The organism is Burkholderia sp. BE17, assembly GCF_009362305.1.
Classification (GTDB): Bacteria; Pseudomonadota; Gammaproteobacteria; order Burkholderiales; family Burkholderiaceae; genus Burkholderia; species Burkholderia pyrrocinia_C.
Genome location: NZ_WHNU01000059.1, coordinates 23878 through 42126 on the forward strand (window position 1 = coordinate 23878; position 18249 = coordinate 42126).

Genomic DNA, 18249 nt, shown 5'->3' on the forward strand with positions numbered 1-18249 from the left:
GCCCCCTTCCGGCCAAGCCAGCCCACCGTCCAACGCAGCCGCCCTATGCCCGCTGCAGGATATCGATCGCCTTGTCTGCATCGTCCACCGAATCGACCGCGAAATAGGCAATGAACTGGGAACCCAGCACGGCGGCCGACACGCCACGGAGATTGATCGCGCCGTCCGCGAGCATCTGGGTCAACTGCCCGATGACGCCCATTTGATCCAGACCCATTACGCGGACGGAGTGAACGCTCGGGGTGACGCTGAACCCCACCTGCGTGGCCGCGCGAATCACCGCGTCTCCCTGCAGCGGCGCGACAAACACGACACCCTTGCCCGGCGCCTCCGATGTGCGGCGTGCGACGATGAACTGCAAGTCTGCGCCGGCAGTCCGCAGGGCACCTAATACTGTCGCGAGGCCACCCGGCTTGTCGTCGATGGTCGCCGACCAGACATCGACACGTTCTACGCTCAGTTCCATGGCGTCCCTCCCGCCTGAGAACTCGGATAGAAAAAATCTAGGTCACTGCAAGCATGCAAGCAAGGCGAGCAGCGTCTTCCGCCCCTCGTTATCGACGCACCCGGTCGCGCTTTGCATGCATCCGGTGACGCCTGACCTTCGCGACTTGCCTTCCTCCGCCGCACCGCCATAAAATGACCATCGTCACATGACCAGGTCCATATCATGATGCCGCACGCTCCCGTTTCGAAATCCGAATTCAAGGCTCGCGCACTCGAATACTTCCGGCTCGTCGAGTCGTCGGGCGAAAGCCTGATCGTCACCGATCACGGCAAGCCGACGCTCGAGATTCGGCCGTATCACGCACGCGAGGCTCAGCCGTTGGACATGTTGCGCGGCTCGGTCATGCGCTACGACAATCCTGTCGATCCGATTGCGGAAGATGATTGGGAGGCGTCGCGGTGATCGTGCTGGATACGCATGCATTGGTGTGGTGGGTGGCGGGCGATCCTTCGCTCAGCAAGAAAGCGCGAAGCGCGATCGACCGCGCGCGGGGCGAAGGCGCGCTCGCCGCATCCGCGATCTCCGCGTGGGAGATTGCGATGCTGGTGCGCAACGACCGTCTCGCACTGACGATGGATGTCGACGCGTGGCTCGCCACCGTCGCGCAGATCGACGGCATGCGCTTCGTGCCCGTCGACGCCGACATCGCCGCGAAATCCACCACGCTGCCCGGCACGTTCCACAAGGATCCGGCCGACCGGATGATCGTCGCCACCGCGCGGCGGCTCGGCGCACCGCTCGTCACCCGCGACGAAAAAATCCGCGCTTATGCGCACGTGAAAACGCTCTGGTGAGCATCGCGCAGTCGCAGGCCAATCCACACCGCCCGCCCGCGCCAACTCCGACATGTTGGCGTTTCGTCTGACCAGATCGACCATAAGCGTGCACGCGCAACGCATTCATCGGCCGCCGGGCCGCGCGAAACCGCCACGTACTGATCGCCGCATTGACCGGCGCCGGCTTCACGAATTACCCGTTCGAATGGTGGCACTGGTCGTTCGGCGACCGCTATTGGGCCGTCATGCAGCGTGAATCGCACGCGATTTACGGCCCCGTCGAGGAAAACATGCTCGACGATGGTGCGCGATGACAGTCTTTCCGACCTGACGGGCGCGACTCGGTAACATCCTCACTTGCCGATCCCCGCCCGCTCCCGCACAATCGCAGCACCTGTCTCACTCCCCCCGCGCCGATGTCCTATGCGTCACTCGTCACCGGCGTCCTGCTCGCCGGCGGTCTCGGTCAACGTTTCGATCCAAGCGGTCTGCAGAGCAAGCTGCTCGCGCGGCTTCCCGACGGCACGCCGGTCGCGGTCGCGGCCGCCCATCGTCTCGCGGCGGCCACGGCCGACGTGATCGCCGTCGTGCGTCCCGGCGCCGAAAAACTCGCGATTCTGCTGAACGAAGCCGGTTGCCAGGTCGTCTATGCGCCCGACGCGTTGCGCGGCATGGGCGCGAGCCTCGCGGCCGGCGTGCGCGCCACGCCCGAATCGAACGGCTGGCTCGTCGCGCTCGGCGACATGCCGTGGATCGCGCCATCGACCTACGAAGCCGTCACGCGCGCGCTCGACACCGACGACACGTCGATCGTCGCGCCCACGCATCGCGGCGTGCGCGGCCATCCGGTCGGCTTCGCCGCGCACCATTTCGATGCGCTCGCCGCCCTCGACGGCGACACGGGCGCCCGCGCGCTGTTCGCCAGCGCATCGGTGAAACTGCTCGACGTCGACGATCCCGGCATCCTGCGCGATGTCGACACGCCGCAGGATCTGCGCTGACCGCGATCGCGCGGACCACGCAACGCATGGCATTACAGGATCCCGCTCGATGATCGAGCAATCGCCGATTCACGGATTTCGCCGACGGCCGACAACCCGCCGCAAGAATCCCGCTGCAAACGCTCGCCCGATTGCCTATAACGAAGACGAGGCGCACCCTCCGCGCCGCCGCCGTCACGCATTGCACGAGCCCTCCATGACCGACCACACGACCCCGACGCCCGAGCCACCGGCCGACCCGAACCGCGATCCGGAAGACGACCCGCTGTCGTCGCCGCCGGGTCATCACCACGACAACCCGCAGCAGCCGGACGGACCGCCGAGCAAAGACCCGGTCTAGCCGTGCGTCGGCCGTTCCGCACATTCGCCCCTATTTCCCGTCATGCGCGATCGACGGCAGCCGGCCGGCCGCCACCCGTCAACGCATGACATGGCCTATCGCGCCGTATACCCGCCGTCGATCGGCAGCGACACGCCGCTGATCATCGACGCCGCATCGCTCAGCAAAAACAGGATCGGCTCGACGACCTCGTCCGGCTCCGCAAATCGCCCGAGCGGAATCGCCGCCAGCACCGGCGCGCGCTTCTCCGGTTCGCTCCACGCGAACTGCGCCATCGGCGTGAGCGTGACGGTCGGGTTCACGCTGTTCACACGAATGCCGTGCGGGCCGAGCTCGATGCACAGCACGCGCGTGATCGCGTCCATCGCCGCCTTCGACGCGCAATAGCTCAGATGCGCGGGCAAGCCGACGAGCGCGGCCTGGCTCGATACGTTGACGATGCTGCCCCGCACATGCGCGGCGCTGCGTCCGTCGCGCGCGATCATCTTCCGTGCAACCGCCCGCGCCACGAGTGCCGCGCCGCGCGCATTGACGGCCATCACGCGGTCGAAATGCTCGGCGCTGACCTCGAGCGCCGGTTCGAGCGACGCGATCCCCGCGCAATTGACGAGGCCGTCGAACACATCGTGCGCGGCGAGCGCGGCATCGATCGCGTGTTCGTCGCCGCCGACATCGATGCGCAACGTATCGCACCCGGTTTCGCCGGCGAGCGCATCGAGCGCGGCCATGTCGCGCGCTGCCGCGACGACCCGCGCGCCCGCCTGCGCCAGCGCAACCGCGCATGCGCGCCCGATCCCGCTCGATGCGCCCGTGACGAGCATCCGCGAGCCGCTGAAATCGAATCGTGTCTTCATGATGATGTGTGCAGTTCGTGCATGATCGGCTTGAGTGCCGGATACAGCGCCGTGTAAAGCCCGAAGCGCGCCGCATACGCTTGCGCATGTTCGGCATCGGGCCGCGCGCGCTCGACGAGCGTGACCCAACCGCCCTGCGCGTCGTCGTGCGACACGAGCCCCGCCCCGACACCCGCGAGCAATGCCGCCCCCATCGCGGCTTCGACATCCTGCTCGATCGTCCACACCGGAAAGCCCGTCACGTCGGCAATGATCTGCATCCACAGCGCCGAATGCGCGGCCCCGCCGACGACGATCAGCCGGTCGTCCAGCGCCCCCGCCCCGCGGCGGCCGGCCTCGATGTTGTGCCGCAACGCGAACGCGACGCCTTCGAGCACCGCGCGATAAAGGTGCGCCCGCGTATGGGCAAGACTCAGCCCGACGAACGCGCCGCTCGCCTTCGCATCCCACACCGGGCTGCGCTCGCCCATCAGGTACGGCAGGAACAGCACGCCGTCGGCACCGGCCGGCACGCTTGCGGCCGCCTCCTCGAGCAGCACGTGCGGATCGCCATGCGGCAGCAGGCGTGCCGCATCGATTTCCGCATGACAGAACTGGTCGCGAAACCACGCGACCGACGCGCCGGCCGTGATCGCACCGCCGAACACGTACAGGTCGCGCTGCCCGTCGAACACGTGCGGCATGCTGACGAGCCCGTGCCGCGCATCGACGTGCCGGTTCACGTAGCCCCAGCACATGCTGGTGCCGATCATCGCGACATGCTGCCCGGTGCGCGTCGCGCCGGCCGCGAAGGTCGCGACAGCCGCATCGACGCCGCCCGCGACGACGGGCGTGCCGGCCGGCAGCCCGAGCTGTTCGGTCCACTGCGACAGCAGCCCGCCGACGATCTCCGTCGAATCGACGAGCCGCTCCGGCATCATCGTCGCCGGAATGCCGAGCATGTCGAGCGCATCGTCGGACCACTCGCGGCGCGCGACGTCGTACACGCCGCCGATGTTGCCGGCCGAGCTGTGATCGACCGCGACCTCGCCGGTCAGCAGATAGATCACGTACGCGTTCGGCGGCAGGAAATAACGCACGTTCGCCCACACGTCCGGCCGCTGGTCGCGCAGCCACAGCATCTTCGTGAAGCCGTAGTAGCTGTCGACGCCGTTGCCCGTGATCACGCGCAGCCGCTCGACGTTCACGTGCTCGCCGACCCAATCGACTTGCGCGGTCGCACGCCGGTCCATCCAGATCAGGCACGGATGGAGCGGCCGCATGTCGCTGTCGACCGGAATACCCGAGCCGCCGTACAGGCTGCTCACGCACACCGCGCGGATCGCATCGGCCGGTACGCCATGCGCGCGCGCATCGCTCACGCAGCCGGCGACGCATTCGAGCACGGCGTCGAACCACACCTGCGGCCATTGCTCGGCCCACAGCGGGCGCGGCGTATCGGGCTGGTAGCCGGCCGAGCGCCGCGCGACGATCGTGCCGTGCCGGTCGACGAGCAGCGCCTTGGTGCTCTGCGTGCCGATATCGACGCCTATCACGTATTCCATGATGTCTCCGGTGAGGCGCACGCCGGCCGTCAGCGGGCCGGCTTCAACAGCACCTTGATCGATTCGGGCGATTTCGCGACGCGGATCGCGTCGTCCCAGTCCTCGAGCGCGAAACCGTGCGTGACGATGCCTTTCGACGTGACGAGCCCGCGCGCAAGCAGGTCGATCGCGACCGGATAGCAGTATGGCCCGAGGTGCGCGCCGCGCACGTCGAGTTCCTTGCGATCGCCGATGATCGACCAGTCGACGGTCGCATCCTCGCCGAACACGCTGAATTCGACGAAGCGGCCGAGCTTGCGGATCAGGTCGAGCCCCTGGTTCACGCCAACCGGCGCGCCGGTCGTCTCGATGTACACGTCGCAGCCGTAGCCGTCGGTCAGCGCGCGGACGATCTCGCGCGCATCGTCGCGCCGCGGGTTGATCGTCACGTCGGCGCCGTACTCGCGCGCGAGTTCGAGCCGTTCGTCGATCAGGTCGATCACGACGAGTTTCTTCGGCGTCTTCAGGTGCGCGACCTGCGTCATCATCAGCCCGAGCGGGCCCGCGCCCGCGATCACGACGACGTCGTCGAGCTGGACGTCGCCGCGGTTCACGGTATGGATCGCGCACGACAGCGGCTCGATGATCGCGGCATCCTCGAGCGATACGCCGAGCGGGATCCTGTGGACGATCGCGGTCGGCGGAATACGCATGTATTCGGCCATCCCGCCGTCGGCGACGTCGCGCTGGAAGCCGAAGATGTTGTGCACTTCGCACATCCAGTACTGGCCCGACTTGCAATAGCGGCACTTGCCGCACGGCACGATCTGCTCGGCGATCACGCGGTCGCCCAATGCCACGCCGAAATGCTCGGCTGCGCCGTCGCCGAGTGCTTCGACGTACCCGAAAAATTCATGGCCGGGAATCACGGGCGCCTTCACCCACGGATTCGGGCCGCCCCAGAACATCTTCGCGCCCGTATAGCATTTGCAGTCGCTCGCGCAGATCCCGCACGCGGCGATGCGGATCACGAGCTCGTTCGCGCCGGGGCGCGGCTTCGCGACCTGTTCGACGCGATAGTCCTCGGGGCCGTGGCAGACGACCGCGGTCATCCGCGGCTGGGCTTCGGGTGTCGTCATGAGTTGTCTCTCTCGTTGATGATTCGGATATCTGATCGATCGCGCTCGATCACGCGTTACCGCGATCGTTCTCGGCTGATATAGATCGCGAGCAGGATGATTCCGCCCTTGATCACGTTCTGCACATACGGGTTCACGCCGATCATGTTCAGCCCGTTGTTGAGCACGCCGAGCAGCAGCGCGCCGACCAGCGTGCCGAGGATCGCGCCGCGCCCGCCGGAGATCGACGTGCCGCCCATCACGACGGCCGCGATCGCGTCGAGTTCGAAGCCCACGCCCGCGTTCGGCTGCCCGCTCATCAGCCGGCCCGTCAGCACGATCGCGGCGAGCGCCGACGTGAGCCCGGCCAGCGTGTAGACGATCAGCTTCACGCGTGCCACGCGCACGCCGGTGAGCCGCGTCGCCTGCTCGTTGCCGCCGATCGCATACACGTAGCGGCCGAACGGCATCCGATCGAGCAGCAGCCACGCGATCGCGTAGACCACCAGCATGATCAGCACGGGCGCCTGGATGCCGAGTACCTTGCCGCTGCCGAAGAACGCGACCCGGTCGGGCAGCCCGTCGATCGGATAACCGCCCGTGTAGATCAGCGCGATGCCGCGTGCGATGCCCATCGTCGCGAGCGTGACGATGATCGGCGGCATCCCCGCGAACGCGACGAACACGCCGTTCAGGAAGCCGAACCCGAAGCCGACCGCAATCCCGATCGCGAGCGCGGCGACCGCGTTGACGCCCGCGACCATCAGCCCGGCCGCCAGCGTGCCCGACAGCGCCATCACCGAGCCGACCGACAGGTCGATCCCGCCCGTCAGGATCACGCAGGTCATGCCGACCGCGATGATCGCGTTGATCGACACCTGGCGCAGCACGTTTTCCAGGTTCGCGGCGGACAGGAAGCTCGGGCTCGCGATCATCATCGCGATGCACACGACGACGAGGCCGACGAGCGGATAGAACAGCGTCGAACGCCGCAATTGCGCCCACATCGCGCGGGGCGGCGGCGCAGCGCCGTTTGCGGCGTTGGCCGCAAGCGTCGTGGAAGGCGTGGAAGAAGAGTCAGGCAGGTTCATGGGTCGCTCCTCGCGTGCCGGCCGTGGCATGGGTCATGACCGTGTCGGGATCGATCTCGTCGCCTTCGAGCGTCGCCTCGATGCGGCCCTGCCGGAACACGGCGACGCGATCGCACATGCCGACGATTTCCGGCAGCTCGGACGAGATCATGATGATGGCGTAGCCGCGCGCGGTGAGTTCGCGCATCAGCCCGTAGATTTCGGCTTTCGCGCCGACGTCGATGCCGCGCGTCGGCTCGTCGAAGATCAGCACCGACGTGTGATGGTTCAGCCAGCGCGCGATCACGACCTTCTGCTGGTTGCCGCCCGACAACGTCGCGACCTCGGTGTGGATCGACGGCGCCTTCACGCCGACGCGCCGCATCACGTCGTGCGTCGCGCGCGCCTCGCCGCGGCGGTCGATCAGCCAGCGCATCGACCGATACTTGCCGAGGTTGTTCAGCGAGATGTTGTCGCGGATCGAGAACGACGTGACGAGCCCTTCCGTCTTGCGGCTTTCCGGCAGGATGCCGATGCCCGCGCGCAGCGCGTCGGCCGGATCGCCGAGCTTCGCCGCCGCGCCGCGCACGCGCACGTCCTTGCGGTGCGCACGCGTCGCGCCGATTACCGCGAGCGCGGTTTCCGTGCGGCCCGAGCCGACGAGCCCGGCGAAGCCGAGGATCTCGCCGGCCCGCAGCGCGAAGCGGTTCACCGGGCCGTCGCGCTCGATCTGCAGCGCATCGACTTCGAGCACGGCCGGCGCGTCGGCCGGCAGCGCGGGCTTCGGCGGAAAGCTGCTTTCGATCCGGCGGCCGACCATCATCCGCACGAGCTGTTCGACGTCCGTGCGCGCGACGTCGGTCGTCGCGACGTACTGGCCGTCGCGCAGCACCGTGATGCGGTCGCACACCGTAAAGATCTCGTCGAGGTGATGCGAGATGAAGATCATCGCGACGCCCTGCCGCTTCAGCTCGCGCATGATCGCGAACAGGTGCTCGGCCTCGGCCGGCGTGAGCGTCGCGGTCGGTTCGTCGAGAATCAGGATGCGCGCGTCGAGCGACAGCGCCTTGCCGATCTCGACGAACTGCTGCTGCGCGACCGACAGCGCACGGATCGGCGCATCGAGATCGATCGACACGCCGAGCCGCGCGAAAATGGCGGCCGCCGCGCGGCGCATCCGCGTGCGATCGCGCGCGCCCCAGCGATTGCACAGCTCGCGGCCGAGGAACAGGTTGTCGACGGCGTCAAGGTGCGGGATCAGGCTGAATTCCTGGAACACGATGCCGACGCCCGCCGCGACCGCCTCGTGATAGTTCGCGAAATGGCGCGCGGTGCCGTCGATTTCGATCGTGCCGGCATCCGGTTGATGGATGCCGCACAGGATCTTCATCAGCGTCGACTTGCCCGCGCCGTTCTCGCCGAGCAGCGCGTGGATCTCGCCGCGCGCAATCTCGAGATGAATGTCCGACAGCGCCTTCACGCCCGGAAAACTTTTCGTGATGTGGCTGAGCCTGAGTATCGTTTCCATCGGCTTCTCCGTGCGAAGGGCGCCGGCCATGCCGCCGCCCTTCGCGTCGCATCGCACGTCGTTCACCAGCTGAAGCCCTTCGCGTTGCTGCGATCGACGACCTTCACGTCGACCGGAATCGCCTTCGGCACCGTCGCGCCCCACTTGCGCGCGATCGCGATGCCGAGCGCGATGCGCACCTGGTCGGCCGGGAATTGCGCGGTCGTCTCGATGAATTTCGAGTTCGGCTTCTGGATCGCCGCGATCGCCTCGGGCGCACCGTCGACGCTGGTCAGCTTGATGTCCTTGCCGGAACCCTCGATCGCCGCGAGCGCGCCCATCGAGCCGCCGTCGTTCACGCTGAAGATGCCCTTCAGGTTCGGACGCGCGGAGATCATGTTCTCGGTTACCGACAGCGCGGTCGCGCGCTCCTGCTTGCCGTTCTGCGTATCGACGAGCTTCACGTTCGGGAATTTCGCAAGCCCGGCCTTGCAGCCGCGCACGCGTTCGAGGATCGGCACGACCGGAATGCCGTCGAGGATCGCGACCTCGCCGCTGCCGCCGATCGCCTTCGCGAGGTATTCGCACGACATCACGCCCGCGTCGTAATTCTTCGAGCCGACGAACGAATCGACCGGGCCGTTCGCGTTCGCATCGACGGCGACGACCACCGCGCCGGCCTTCTTCGCCTGCGTGATCGCCGACTGGATGCCGGTCGAATCGGTCGGGTTCACGAGCAGGATGTCGATCTTCTTCTGCAGCATGTCCTCGACGTCGCTCACCTGCTTGCTGACGTCGTGATGCGCGTCGGTCACGACGACCTGCGCGCCGATCGACGTGGCCGCATCGTTCAGCGCCTTCTGCATCGTCACGAAATACGGGTTGTTCAATTCCTGGAACGTCATGCCGATCCGCAGCGGCGCGGCATGCGCGGCGGCTGCGGGCAGCAGGGCCGCGAACGCGGCGAGGGTCGCCATCCGGGCGGTGCGGCTGAATGAAGAAGCGGGCGATGCGTGCGTCATGACGGTGTCTCCATTTATGTGCGGCTTTTTCGGGTTGAACGAGCCCCTCGCGACGTGAGCGACGCGATCGGCTGGGTGAAACGGCGTGAAAAAGTCAGGCGGGCGGCGGCCCGGCGATCATCCGGGCTGCGGCGCGAGTTCGGGCGCGCCGGGCGTCAGCACACGCGGCGGCATCGGGTTGCCGGTGGGCGCCGCGTGCAGCGCGAGTTCGCGGCTGCGCGCGTTCAGGCGCTGCAGCGCGCGGAACTCGGACGGCGCCATCCCCTTCACCGAGCGGAACTGGCGGTTGAAGTTCGATACGTTGTTGAAGCCGGACTGGAAGCAGATGTCGGTGATGTTCGCGTCGTCGGCAAGCAGCATCTGGCACGCGGATTCGATCCGCAGCCGGTTCACATACTGGACGAACGGCATGCCCGTGTGGCGGTGGAACGCGCGCGAGAATGCGCTGACGCTCTGCCCGGTCAGTTGCGCGAGTTCGGACTCGCGCAGTTCGGATGCGAGGTTCTTGCCGATATACGACAGCGCATGGCTGAGCCGCGTCGGCGTGACGTCCGCCTGGTCGTATGCGGGGCTCGCGAGCAGCGTGCGCTCGTCGGCGCCGCAAAGCCGTTCGACGATCATCATGAACAGCGCGATGCGGCGCATGCCGCGCGCGGCATGCAGTTCGTCGAACAACGGCGCGATCGCGGCGCTCGTCGCATCGTCGAAGCCGACGCCGCGCCGCGCGTCGTCGAGCAGCGCCTGCGCATCGCGGCATTCGGGAAACGCGTCCATGCAGCGGCGCACGAACGCCGGGGCGAACTGGATCACGAGATTGCGGCGCTCGACGGTTTCGCCTTCGGCCATGTCGCTGACCCAGTTGTGCGGCAGGTTCGGGCCGAGCAGCACGAGATGGCCGGGGCCGAACGAGCCGATGTGATCGCCGACGAAATACTTGCCGCTGGTCGCGACGATCAGGTGCAGTTCGAATTCGGGATGGAAATGCCAGCGGATCGTGCGATACGGGTAGCCGTGCGACCAGACCTTGAACGACTCGTCGCGTCGCACTTCGACCACTTCGAGATCGGGGTGCATCATGTTGGCGTCTCCATTCCCATGCATCGTCGGCCGGCCTGTTCGGCTGTACGCTCGTGTGCCGCGCATTTCGCATGTTTCGCGCGGCGACGCGACCGGTCGCATGGGAAGCAATGTAGGTCGATCGAGCGCGCGGCTCCACCAACTTTACGCCTGATTTCCGATACTTTTTTGCGCATTCCGGCCGCAAACGGCGCCGGATGGCAAATTTGTGCAGCGCGGAACGGCACCGGGGCAGCCGCCCGGCGGCCAGCCGCCGGGCCCGGGCGAAGTGACGGTGCCAATGCCGATGCCGGCGATTACGCGGCCGCGTGCTCGCGCGCCGTGCGCACCTCGTACGTCTTCAGGTGGTTGTATGCGATCCGCAGCAGCGACAGCGCATCGGCCGCCTGCGGGTCGCTGCGTGCGAGCAGGTCGCCGATCACGTGATCGGCTTCGACGCGCGCATGGTTCTCGACGTCGCGCAGCATCGACGCGGTCAGCGGCGACGGCGTCAGCACCATCCGCTGCATCCGCTCGATCGCCGCCGGGTCGAGCCGTTGGCCGTTGTGTTCGGCGATCGCACGGCATTCGCCGAGCATCGTCTCGAGCAGGCGGCGGCCGTCCGGCGCGGCGAGAATGTCGCCGATCGAGCCGCGGAACAGCGACGTGCTCGCGGCAAGCGTCGCGAGGAATACCCACTTTTCCCACATCCGCGCGGCGATGTCGTCGCTGAGCGTCGCGTCGAAGCCCGCGCCGCCGAGCACGTCGGCCACCGCGCGCACACGCGGCGATTCACCGCCCACGAGTTCGCCGAACGACACGCCGTGCGTGTCGTTCAGGTGCACGATACGCTGCTCGCGATCGAGCGTCGCCGCGATCACGCACAGCCCGCCGAGCACCTGCGCGGCACCGAACCGGTCGCGCAGCACGTCGAGATGGCGCATCCCGTTGAGCATCGGCAGGATCAGCGTGTGCGGCCCGACGAACGGTGCGAACGACGCGATCGCATCGTCGAGGCTGTACGCCTTGCAACTCAGCAGCACGAGGTCGAACGGCGCAACCCCGGCGCCGGCATCGCCCGCGCGCACGGTCTGCACGTTCGCGAGCGTCAGGTCGCCGCGCGGGCTGCGGATCAGCAGCCCATCGCGCGCCAGCGCGGCCGCGCGGCCGTCGCGCACCAGGAACGTCACGTCGCGCCCCGCCGCGGCCAGCCGGCCGCCGAAGTATCCGCCGACCGCGCCGGCCCCTACCACCAGAATTCGCATCGTTGCCTCCTTTCGGTTTCATTCGGCGCCGCGCCGCCGCCAACCCGGGCGCCCGACGCGCGCAGTCGCTCCGACAGTATAGCGATGCCCGTTATGCATATGCATAGATGCCCGTGCCGACGTCGAACGCATGAGCGGCCGCGCCGTCTCTAGGGGATTTCCCGCCTACGGCGAAGCGTGTCGCACGCCGTCAAGATACTTATCCCGTCGCGCCGTTCCGGCGAGCATCCTCGACTGACCGACCCCATACCATGCGCAACCTTTCCCTGAATCAGAAACTCGCCTCGATGATCGTCATCCTGTGGCTCGGCCTGCTCGTGATCGCCGGGCTCGGCGCGTGGCAGACGCGCGCATCGATGATCGCGGACCGCCGCGACCAGCTCGCGTCGCTGGTCGCGCAGGCCGCGAGCGTGACCGACCATTACTACAAGCTGTCGCAGCAGAACGCGATGCCGGAGGCCGACGCGAAGCAGAAGGCGCTCGAGGCGATCGCCGCGATGCGCTACGGCGCCGACGGCTATATCTCCATCAACGACTCGGAGCCCGCGATCGTGATGCATCCGATCAAGGCCGAGCTCAACGGCAAGGACATGTCGAACTTCACCGATCCGAACGGCAAGCACCTGTTCGTCGAGATCGTGAAGGCCGGCAACATGGAAGGCGGCAAGGGCTTCGTCGAATATCTGTGGCCGAAGCCGGGCGCCGACAAGCCGCAGGAGAAAACCAGCGCCGTGCAGCGCTTCGCGCCTTGGGACTGGTATCTGGTGACGGGCATGTACATGAACGACGTGCACTCGGCCGTGCTCGCAAGCGTCGGCCGCTGGCTCGCGATGACGGCCGTGCTCGGCGCGATCGCGACTGCCGTGATGGTGCTGGTGCTGAAAAGCGTGCGCGCCAGCCTCGGCGGCGAGCTCGAGGTCGCGCTCGACGCCGCGCAGCGCATCGCCCAGGGCGACCTGACCGCGCGCGTCGCCGTGAAGCACGACGATCGCGGCAGCCTGCTGCATGCGTTGCACACGATGCAGGGCGGGCTGATCGACATGGTGTCGCGTGTGCGGATGGGCACCGAGAACATCAACGTCGGCGCGAGCGAGATCGCGTCCGGCAACACGGACCTGTCGCAGCGCACCGAGGAACAGGCGGCCGCACTCGTGCAGACCGCATCGAGCATGGACCAGATGACCGCGAACGTGAAGCAGAACGCGGACAGCGCCGCGCAGGCCGCATCGCTCGCCGGCGAGGCCGCGCAGGTCGCGACGCGCGGCAGCGCGGTGGTCGACGACGTCGTGCGCACGATGCACGAGATCACCGGCCGTTCGCACAAGATCGGCGACATCATCGGCGTGATCGACGGGATCGCGTTCCAGACCAACATCCTCGCGCTGAACGCGGCCGTCGAAGCCGCGCGCGCGGGCGAACAGGGCCGCGGCTTCGCGGTGGTCGCGGCCGAAGTGCGCTCGCTCGCGCAACGCTCGGCGACGGCCGCCAAGGAGATCAAGTCGCTGATCGTGTCGTCGAACGAGACCGTCGAGCACGGCGCGGCGCTCGTCACGCACGCGGGCGAGACGATGGCCGAGCTCGTGCAGTCGGTGCGCCGCGTGAACGAGATCCTCGACGAAATCAGCCACGCGTCGCGCGAGCAAAGCGCCGGGATCGAGCAGGTCAATCGCGCGGTGGGCGAAATGGACCAGGTCACGCAGCAGAACGCGGCGCTCGTCGAACAGGCGGCCGCTGCCGCGCATTCGCTTCGCGATCAGGCAGAAGCGCTGCGCGACGCCGTTACGCGGTTCGCGTTGCCGGCCTGACGGCGCCGGCACGACACCGCACGCGCCAACTCACGCCGAGCCACCAGCCCGCCGCACGGCCGCCCCGGTGCCGAGCCCCAGCCCGGCCGCCCGCTGGATCAGCTCGACGTCGTTGTTCGCGCCGAGCTTCTTCATCGCGCTGATCTTCTGCGCGCTGACCGTCTGCTTGCCCTTGCTCAGGCGCTGCGCGATCGTCTTGATCGGCACGCCCGACAGATACAGGCGAATCACCTCGATCTCGCGCGCCGACAGCTTCACGTGCGCCTCGCCGCGCTCGTCGATCGCGTCGACCGCGCGCCTGACGCACGGCGACAGGTAGCAGCCGCCGCTGTAGCTCGAATGGATCGCCGTGACGATATGGCCGACTTCGTCGAACTTGCTGACGATGCTCACGCCGCCGATCGCGAGGATCGACCGGAAGATCAGCGGGTTCTCGTTCCCGACCAGCGCGACGATCCCGGCGTTCGGACGCGTGCGCCGCAGCCAGTCGAACAGCGCGAGGCCGTCCATCTGCTCGTCGCCGCGGATCGAATAATCGACCAGCACGATGTCGCAATCGACACCGCCGAGCGACGCAACCAGCTCGGCCGCGCTCCGGTAGACCGCGACGAGCTCAATCGCGCAGGCGCTGCCTGCGACCTGCTCGACGCCGGCCAGCGTCAACGGCCAGTCGTACGCGAAAACGATGCGAACATTGAATTTCCTCATGCGCAGTTCCTGGTGGTTCACCGGCCGTGCGGCGCGGAACGCACCCAGCCGGTTTGGCGTTGAAAGGATGTTCGGGATATTTTTATCCCGAAGATCGATTCTATGAAGCCGCGCGCGAGCGGGATATCGGACGGCATCGGGATCGGTCGCCAGGGACGTAATACGAGTTTGATATTTGCGCCGGGTCAGGCGCCCGGCATCGGCCGGATGGCCGGCATTGCGCCGCGCGCGGCCGTTGCGCCCCGCCAGCAGGTAAAATTGCGGCCTTTGCATGCCACTCCGGGCACCCGGCGGCAAGCGATGCGCCGATGACGGCCGCGCGCCACCGCCCTTTTACCGGCTGCCCATACTCCGGCTGCCCGTACTCCCAGCTTTCCTCATGACCGAATCCGACCTGCAATCCGACGACACCTCCATCCACGAAGACGGCCTCTGGCGCGACAACGGCTGGACCGCCCGCATCATCAAGAACGAAGACGACGACGGCTGGGCCGTCGAGATGATCAAGGACGGCGAGTCCGAACCCGCGCTCGTCGGGCCGTGGACCATGGGCCGCGACAAGAAGAACCCGAAGCCGATGGACGCGAACGCGTTCCGCACGCTCGTGAAGACCGCGACCGAGGTGCTGATGCGGCACGAGCAGCAGCGGCGCGCGATGCTGCACAAGGAAGTGTCGGTTCAGGGCGAGGACGGGCAGGAGGTGTCGGTGACGCTCGACATCGTGCCGGACGAGTTCGAGCCGTACGCGCAGCTCAAGGCGTTCGATCCGTACGGCGAGTTGCTGGCCGACGCGAAGGTATCGGCCGGATTCAAGCTCAGCAAGGCCAGCGCCGAGCGTTGGGTCGCGTCGGGCTTCGAACGGCCGGCCTGACCGGGCGCAGCGCGGCGCGCCGCGCGATCAGGCGCCGGCGCCCTGCCGCGCGCGCTGCAGCCGGCGCTCCGCCAGCTTGCGCCGCACGAGCTGCTCGAACTGCTGCGTCGCGACCTCCGGATCGCGCGCGGCCAGCCCGAGCGCGTTGCGCGCGAGCTGGATCGGCGTCAGCACGACGCCCCACGGCAACCCCCACCAGCCGAGCGTGGCCGATGCAAGCAGCGCGACCGCCTGCTTCTTGCGGCCGCAGCGGCGGCAGCACACGTGGCGCCGCGTCGCCCAGCGCGTGACGAACACCAGCGACACGACGCGATGCGACGCGTGAACGTCGACCGGATGCCCTTCGCGCAGGCAGATCGGGCACGGCCCGTACCGCCAGTCGTCGACGTACTGCCGGACCTTCGCGTCGGGCACCCGTTCGGCCTCGACGACGATCGGATGCGCGTGCGCGCACGCCGGACTGCAATAACGGCGGCCGTCGACCGACCGCCCGCCGACCAGGAACGTCCTGCCGCAGTGACTGCACTCTGTCACGATAACCTCGGATAAGCGTGTTGCGCCGCGTGCCGGCCGCGCACGCATCGATGCGCCGGCGGTCCGGACGGGCCGTTTCTTGTTTTAACGGCCGCCGTCGCACGGTCTTGAGCGAACACGCGCCACCGCGCGTCCGCCGTGCAGCCCGTGCGCGGTCATCAGGCGGTATAGCGTCGCGCGCGAAATGCCCAGTTCCGCCGCGACGTCCGCATGCCGGTAACGGTGACGCAGCAGCGTTTCCTCGATCGCGCGCCGTTCGGCCTGCCGGCGCACTTCGGCGAGCGTCGGCGGCTGCCGCGACGCGTACTGGTGCAGTTCGAGATCGGCGGCCGAGATCATCGGGCCGTTCGTCATCACGATCGCGAACCGGATCCGGTTGATCAGCTCGCGCACGTTGCCGGGCCACGGATAGTTGTGGATCGCCCCGACCGCGCACGGCATGAAGCCGCAAATCCGGTACGAACTGTCGCCGCGATAGCGCCGCAGCACGTCATCGGCGAGCAGCATGATGTCGCGACCGCGCACGCGCAGCGGCGGCTCGTCGATGCGCAGCACGCACAGGCGGTGGTACAGGTCGGCGCGGAACCGCCCCGCCTGCATCGCGGCCTCGAGATCGACGTGGGTCGCCGACACGATCCGCACATCCACCGGGATCGACGCGTGAGCGCCGAGCCGCTCGATCTTGCCTTCCTGCAGGAACCGCAGCAGGCTCGCCTGGCTCTCGAACGGCATGTCGCCGATTTCGTCGAGAAACAGCGTGCCGCCATGCGCGGCCTCGATGCGGCCGATCTGGCGCTGGTGCGCGCCCGTGAACGCGCCGCGCTCGTGGCCGAACAGTTCGGCCTGCAGCAGCGTCGACGGAATGGCCGCGCAGTTCACGGCGACGAACGGCGCCGCGGCGCGCGCCGACTGCCGGTGGATCGCCGCCGCCGTCAGTTCCTTGCCGGTGCCCGATTCGCCGGCGATGAACACGGTGGTATCCGTGTTCGCGACCTTGCGGATCGTCGCGAACAGCCGGCGCATCGCGTCGCACGAGCCGATCATCGTGCCGCCGGGCGGCGGCGCCTCCGCGGCCGGGTCGCCGTCCACAAGCTTCAGCATCCCGTACGCATGGCCGACGAGATAACCGATCGTCGTGTAGGCCGTCGCGTTGCGCACGTAGTCGAAACAGCAGCGGCGGATCAGGCGCGCGATGGAAATGTCGCGCAGCCGCTCGGCGTCGGCGAGGGCAACCCAGCCGACGCGCGGGTCGCGCAGCAGCGCCTCGAACGACGCGACGTCGGGCGACGCGACGCTGCCGAAATCGACGATTCCCGCATGCGGGCGGTTCGCCCTGACGAGGTTGAGTGCGTCCGCAACGGTTTTCGCGCGCCACACGTCCCAGCCGCGCAACGCGAGACAGTCGACGAGCGCGGCATCGTGCTGCTGCGACAGGTAGACGAGCGGCCGCGACGGCACGACATGGTTGCACCGGATGGCGAGGAACGGCATCTTGCCGGACTCCCGTTCGACATCCTGCGGGCCTGACACCCTCATCTGGAAGCAATGGTTCACGATGGCCTCGCCGTTTAGGGTTGTATGTCGGACGGCCGTTGCCGGATCGCATGTGACGGGGTCTCGTGGTCCCGCGGCGCGGCGCCGGCCTGTCCTCGGATTGATGTTTCGTTATCGGCAGAACACGACGCGCTGCGTGTAGATCTGCGGCTCGACGACCGGCTTCGCCGCCCCGTTGAGATCGTCGCGATAGGCGCGGTAGGTCTTGCCGTTCACCGTCACGTCGGTCGCGCGGGCCGTCTCGATCCTGTCGAGCCCGTTGCGCCGCCACTCGCTCACCCGGTCTGCCGCCGACACGCTCGGCTCGCCGGCGATCTTCTGCGTGATCGCGCTGCCGTCGCTCCACGGCTGCGTCTGCATGTCCTCGGCGTGCTGCATCGCGCCGACCGTCTTGCCCGTCGGCGCCGGCCCGTTCTGCGCTGCGAACGGTGCGCCGCGGCCATACACCGGCGATTGCCACGATGGCGCGTGGCCTTGCTCGGGCACCATGTAAATCATCTGCGGGTCGCCGATCATCATCATCGGTGCGCATGCCGTGTTGTCGGAGCGACCGAGCGTCGTCAGCGCCTGCTGGACGCTCGCGGCGTTCGCGACGGTCTGCTCGCTCAGGATGACGAAGACCGCGGGATTCTGAAAAACCGACTGCGCAGCGGCTTGCACGCCGACCAGCAGCAAAGCGACCAGAAAGATCCTCATGATTGAGGCCTCCTTGCATCCTCGTCAGGCAAAAAGAGGTG

The 18249-nt window shown here is 67.8% G+C and carries 20 protein-coding genes; 7 read left to right on the top strand and 13 right to left on the bottom strand.

Annotated elements, in window-relative coordinates; all coding sequences use genetic code 11:
• Window positions 1-43 precede the first annotated feature (43 nt).
• Window positions 44-466: an amino acid-binding protein gene (locus tag GD429_RS36235; RefSeq protein ID WP_152864513.1), complete on the bottom strand. Its 423-nt coding sequence runs from the start codon at window positions 464-466 to the stop codon at window positions 44-46.
• A 204-nt stretch (window positions 467-670) separates the two neighbouring features.
• On the opposite strand from GD429_RS36235, the gene GD429_RS36240 reads away from it, so the two are divergent.
• From GD429_RS36240 to GD429_RS36260, 5 genes are all read left to right on the top strand, one after another.
• Window positions 671-910 carry a type II toxin-antitoxin system Phd/YefM family antitoxin gene (locus GD429_RS36240; protein ID WP_152864515.1) on the top strand — a complete coding sequence of 80 codons (240 nt, stop codon included), beginning with the start codon at window positions 671-673 and terminating at the stop codon, window positions 908-910.
• Window positions 907-1302, top strand: a complete 396-nt coding sequence (locus GD429_RS36245) for a type II toxin-antitoxin system VapC family toxin (RefSeq protein WP_321575108.1) — start codon at window positions 907-909, stop codon at window positions 1300-1302. Before GD429_RS36240 ends, GD429_RS36245 begins: the two co-directional genes overlap by 4 nt.
• Window positions 1303-1409: 107 nt before the next feature.
• Complete coding sequence (locus GD429_RS36250; protein ID WP_321575109.1) at window positions 1410-1598, top strand: M15 family metallopeptidase; 189 nt, start codon at window positions 1410-1412, stop codon at window positions 1596-1598.
• A 102-nt stretch (window positions 1599-1700) separates the two neighbouring features.
• Window positions 1701-2285 carry an NTP transferase domain-containing protein gene (locus GD429_RS36255; RefSeq protein ID WP_152864521.1) on the top strand — a complete coding sequence of 195 codons (585 nt, stop codon included), beginning with the start codon at window positions 1701-1703 and terminating at the stop codon, window positions 2283-2285.
• A gap of 49 nt (window positions 2286-2334) precedes the next feature.
• Window positions 2335-2625: a hypothetical protein gene (locus GD429_RS36260; RefSeq protein WP_152864523.1), complete on the top strand. Its 291-nt coding sequence runs from the start codon at window positions 2335-2337 to the stop codon at window positions 2623-2625.
• A 95-nt stretch (window positions 2626-2720) separates the two neighbouring features.
• Here GD429_RS36260 and GD429_RS36265 read toward each other — a convergent pair whose 3' ends face one another.
• The 8 genes from GD429_RS36265 to panE form a co-directional block, all read right to left on the bottom strand.
• Entirely contained in the window at window positions 2721-3479 is a 759-nt protein-coding gene (locus tag GD429_RS36265; protein WP_152864525.1) for an SDR family oxidoreductase, read from the bottom strand.
• Window positions 3476-5023: an FGGY-family carbohydrate kinase gene (locus GD429_RS36270; protein WP_152864527.1), complete on the bottom strand. Its 1548-nt coding sequence runs from the start codon at window positions 5021-5023 to the stop codon at window positions 3476-3478. The genes GD429_RS36265 and GD429_RS36270 overlap by 4 nt, the downstream gene beginning before the upstream one ends.
• Window positions 5024-5052: 29 nt before the next feature.
• Window positions 5053-6141, bottom strand: coding sequence for an alcohol dehydrogenase catalytic domain-containing protein (locus GD429_RS36275; protein WP_152864529.1), 1089 nt, complete (start codon window positions 6139-6141; stop codon window positions 5053-5055).
• A gap of 56 nt (window positions 6142-6197) precedes the next feature.
• Window positions 6198-7211 (bottom strand): ABC transporter permease, encoded by a 1014-nt coding sequence (locus GD429_RS36280; RefSeq protein WP_152864531.1) that lies wholly within the window; start codon window positions 7209-7211, stop codon window positions 6198-6200.
• Window positions 7198-8718, bottom strand: coding sequence for a sugar ABC transporter ATP-binding protein (locus tag GD429_RS36285; RefSeq protein ID WP_152864533.1), 1521 nt, complete (start codon window positions 8716-8718; stop codon window positions 7198-7200). Before GD429_RS36285 ends, GD429_RS36280 begins: the two co-directional genes overlap by 14 nt.
• Window positions 8719-8780: 62 nt before the next feature.
• Window positions 8781-9719 carry a substrate-binding domain-containing protein gene (locus GD429_RS36290; RefSeq protein ID WP_152864535.1) on the bottom strand — a complete coding sequence of 313 codons (939 nt, stop codon included), beginning with the start codon at window positions 9717-9719 and terminating at the stop codon, window positions 8781-8783.
• 117 nt (window positions 9720-9836) lie between these two features.
• Entirely contained in the window at window positions 9837-10796 is a 960-nt protein-coding gene (locus GD429_RS36295) for an AraC family transcriptional regulator (protein ID WP_152864537.1), read from the bottom strand.
• 296 nt (window positions 10797-11092) lie between these two features.
• The gene (gene panE / locus GD429_RS36300) at window positions 11093-12040 is read right to left on the bottom strand and encodes a 2-dehydropantoate 2-reductase (RefSeq protein WP_152864539.1); all 948 of its coding nucleotides are present in this window, start codon (window positions 12038-12040) and stop codon (window positions 11093-11095) included.
• 251 nt (window positions 12041-12291) lie between these two features.
• Between panE and GD429_RS36305 the strand changes: the two genes are divergently transcribed.
• A complete protein-coding gene (locus tag GD429_RS36305) occupies window positions 12292-13845 on the top strand; it encodes a methyl-accepting chemotaxis protein (protein WP_152864541.1) in 1554 nt (517 codons plus the stop codon).
• 30 nt (window positions 13846-13875) lie between these two features.
• On the opposite strand, the gene GD429_RS36310 is transcribed toward GD429_RS36305, so the two are convergent.
• Window positions 13876-14553: a response regulator transcription factor gene (locus GD429_RS36310; RefSeq protein ID WP_152864543.1), complete on the bottom strand. Its 678-nt coding sequence runs from the start codon at window positions 14551-14553 to the stop codon at window positions 13876-13878.
• Window positions 14554-14932: 379 nt separating this feature from the next.
• Between GD429_RS36310 and GD429_RS36320 the strand changes: the two genes are divergently transcribed.
• The gene (locus GD429_RS36320) at window positions 14933-15424 is read left to right on the top strand and encodes a hypothetical protein (protein WP_152864547.1); all 492 of its coding nucleotides are present in this window, start codon (window positions 14933-14935) and stop codon (window positions 15422-15424) included.
• A 27-nt stretch (window positions 15425-15451) separates the two neighbouring features.
• Here GD429_RS36320 and GD429_RS36325 read toward each other — a convergent pair whose 3' ends face one another.
• From GD429_RS36325 to GD429_RS36335, 3 genes are all read right to left on the bottom strand, one after another.
• Window positions 15452-15958: a hypothetical protein gene (locus GD429_RS36325; protein WP_321575105.1), complete on the bottom strand. Its 507-nt coding sequence runs from the start codon at window positions 15956-15958 to the stop codon at window positions 15452-15454.
• A gap of 84 nt (window positions 15959-16042) precedes the next feature.
• A complete protein-coding gene (locus GD429_RS36330; protein WP_415748974.1) occupies window positions 16043-17449 on the bottom strand; it encodes a sigma 54-interacting transcriptional regulator in 1407 nt (468 codons plus the stop codon).
• Window positions 17450-17623: 174 nt separating this feature from the next.
• On the bottom strand, window positions 17624-18208 hold the full coding sequence (locus tag GD429_RS36335) for a hypothetical protein (protein ID WP_152864553.1): 585 nt from the start codon (window positions 18206-18208) through the stop codon (window positions 17624-17626).
• Window positions 18209-18249 lie beyond the last annotated feature (41 nt).

Bases quoted from the DNA above. Each gene is read 5' to 3' on its own strand.
- GD429_RS36285 (WP_152864533.1), bottom strand. From the start codon at position 8,718: ATGGAAACGATACTCAGGCTCAGCCACATCACGAAAAGTTTTCCGGGC.
- panE (WP_152864539.1), bottom strand. From the start codon at position 12,040: ATGCGAATTCTGGTGGTAGGGGCCGGCGCGGTCGGCGGATACTTCGGC.
- GD429_RS36280 (WP_152864531.1), bottom strand. From the start codon at position 7,211: ATGAACCTGCCTGACTCTTCTTCCACGCCTTCCACGACGCTTGCGGCC.
- GD429_RS36270 (WP_152864527.1), bottom strand. From the start codon at position 5,023: ATGGAATACGTGATAGGCGTCGATATCGGCACGCAGAGCACCAAGGCG.
- GD429_RS36235 (WP_152864513.1), bottom strand. From the start codon at position 466: ATGGAACTGAGCGTAGAACGTGTCGATGTCTGGTCGGCGACCATCGAC.
- GD429_RS36260 (WP_152864523.1), top strand. From the start codon at position 2,335: ATGATCGAGCAATCGCCGATTCACGGATTTCGCCGACGGCCGACAACC.
- GD429_RS36255 (WP_152864521.1), top strand. From the start codon at position 1,701: ATGTCCTATGCGTCACTCGTCACCGGCGTCCTGCTCGCCGGCGGTCTC.
- GD429_RS36275 (WP_152864529.1), bottom strand. From the start codon at position 6,141: ATGACGACACCCGAAGCCCAGCCGCGGATGACCGCGGTCGTCTGCCAC.
- GD429_RS36265 (WP_152864525.1), bottom strand. From the start codon at position 3,479: ATGAAGACACGATTCGATTTCAGCGGCTCGCGGATGCTCGTCACGGGC.
- GD429_RS36310 (WP_152864543.1), bottom strand. From the start codon at position 14,553: ATGAGGAAATTCAATGTTCGCATCGTTTTCGCGTACGACTGGCCGTTG.
- GD429_RS36320 (WP_152864547.1), top strand. From the start codon at position 14,933: ATGACCGAATCCGACCTGCAATCCGACGACACCTCCATCCACGAAGAC.
- GD429_RS36335 (WP_152864553.1), bottom strand. From the start codon at position 18,208: ATGAGGATCTTTCTGGTCGCTTTGCTGCTGGTCGGCGTGCAAGCCGCT.
- GD429_RS36290 (WP_152864535.1), bottom strand. From the start codon at position 9,719: ATGACGCACGCATCGCCCGCTTCTTCATTCAGCCGCACCGCCCGGATG.
- GD429_RS36330 (WP_415748974.1), bottom strand. From the start codon at position 17,449: ATGCCGTTCCTCGCCATCCGGTGCAACCATGTCGTGCCGTCGCGGCCG.
- GD429_RS36240 (WP_152864515.1), top strand. From the start codon at position 671: ATGATGCCGCACGCTCCCGTTTCGAAATCCGAATTCAAGGCTCGCGCA.
- GD429_RS36305 (WP_152864541.1), top strand. From the start codon at position 12,292: ATGCGCAACCTTTCCCTGAATCAGAAACTCGCCTCGATGATCGTCATC.
- GD429_RS36295 (WP_152864537.1), bottom strand. From the start codon at position 10,796: ATGATGCACCCCGATCTCGAAGTGGTCGAAGTGCGACGCGACGAGTCG.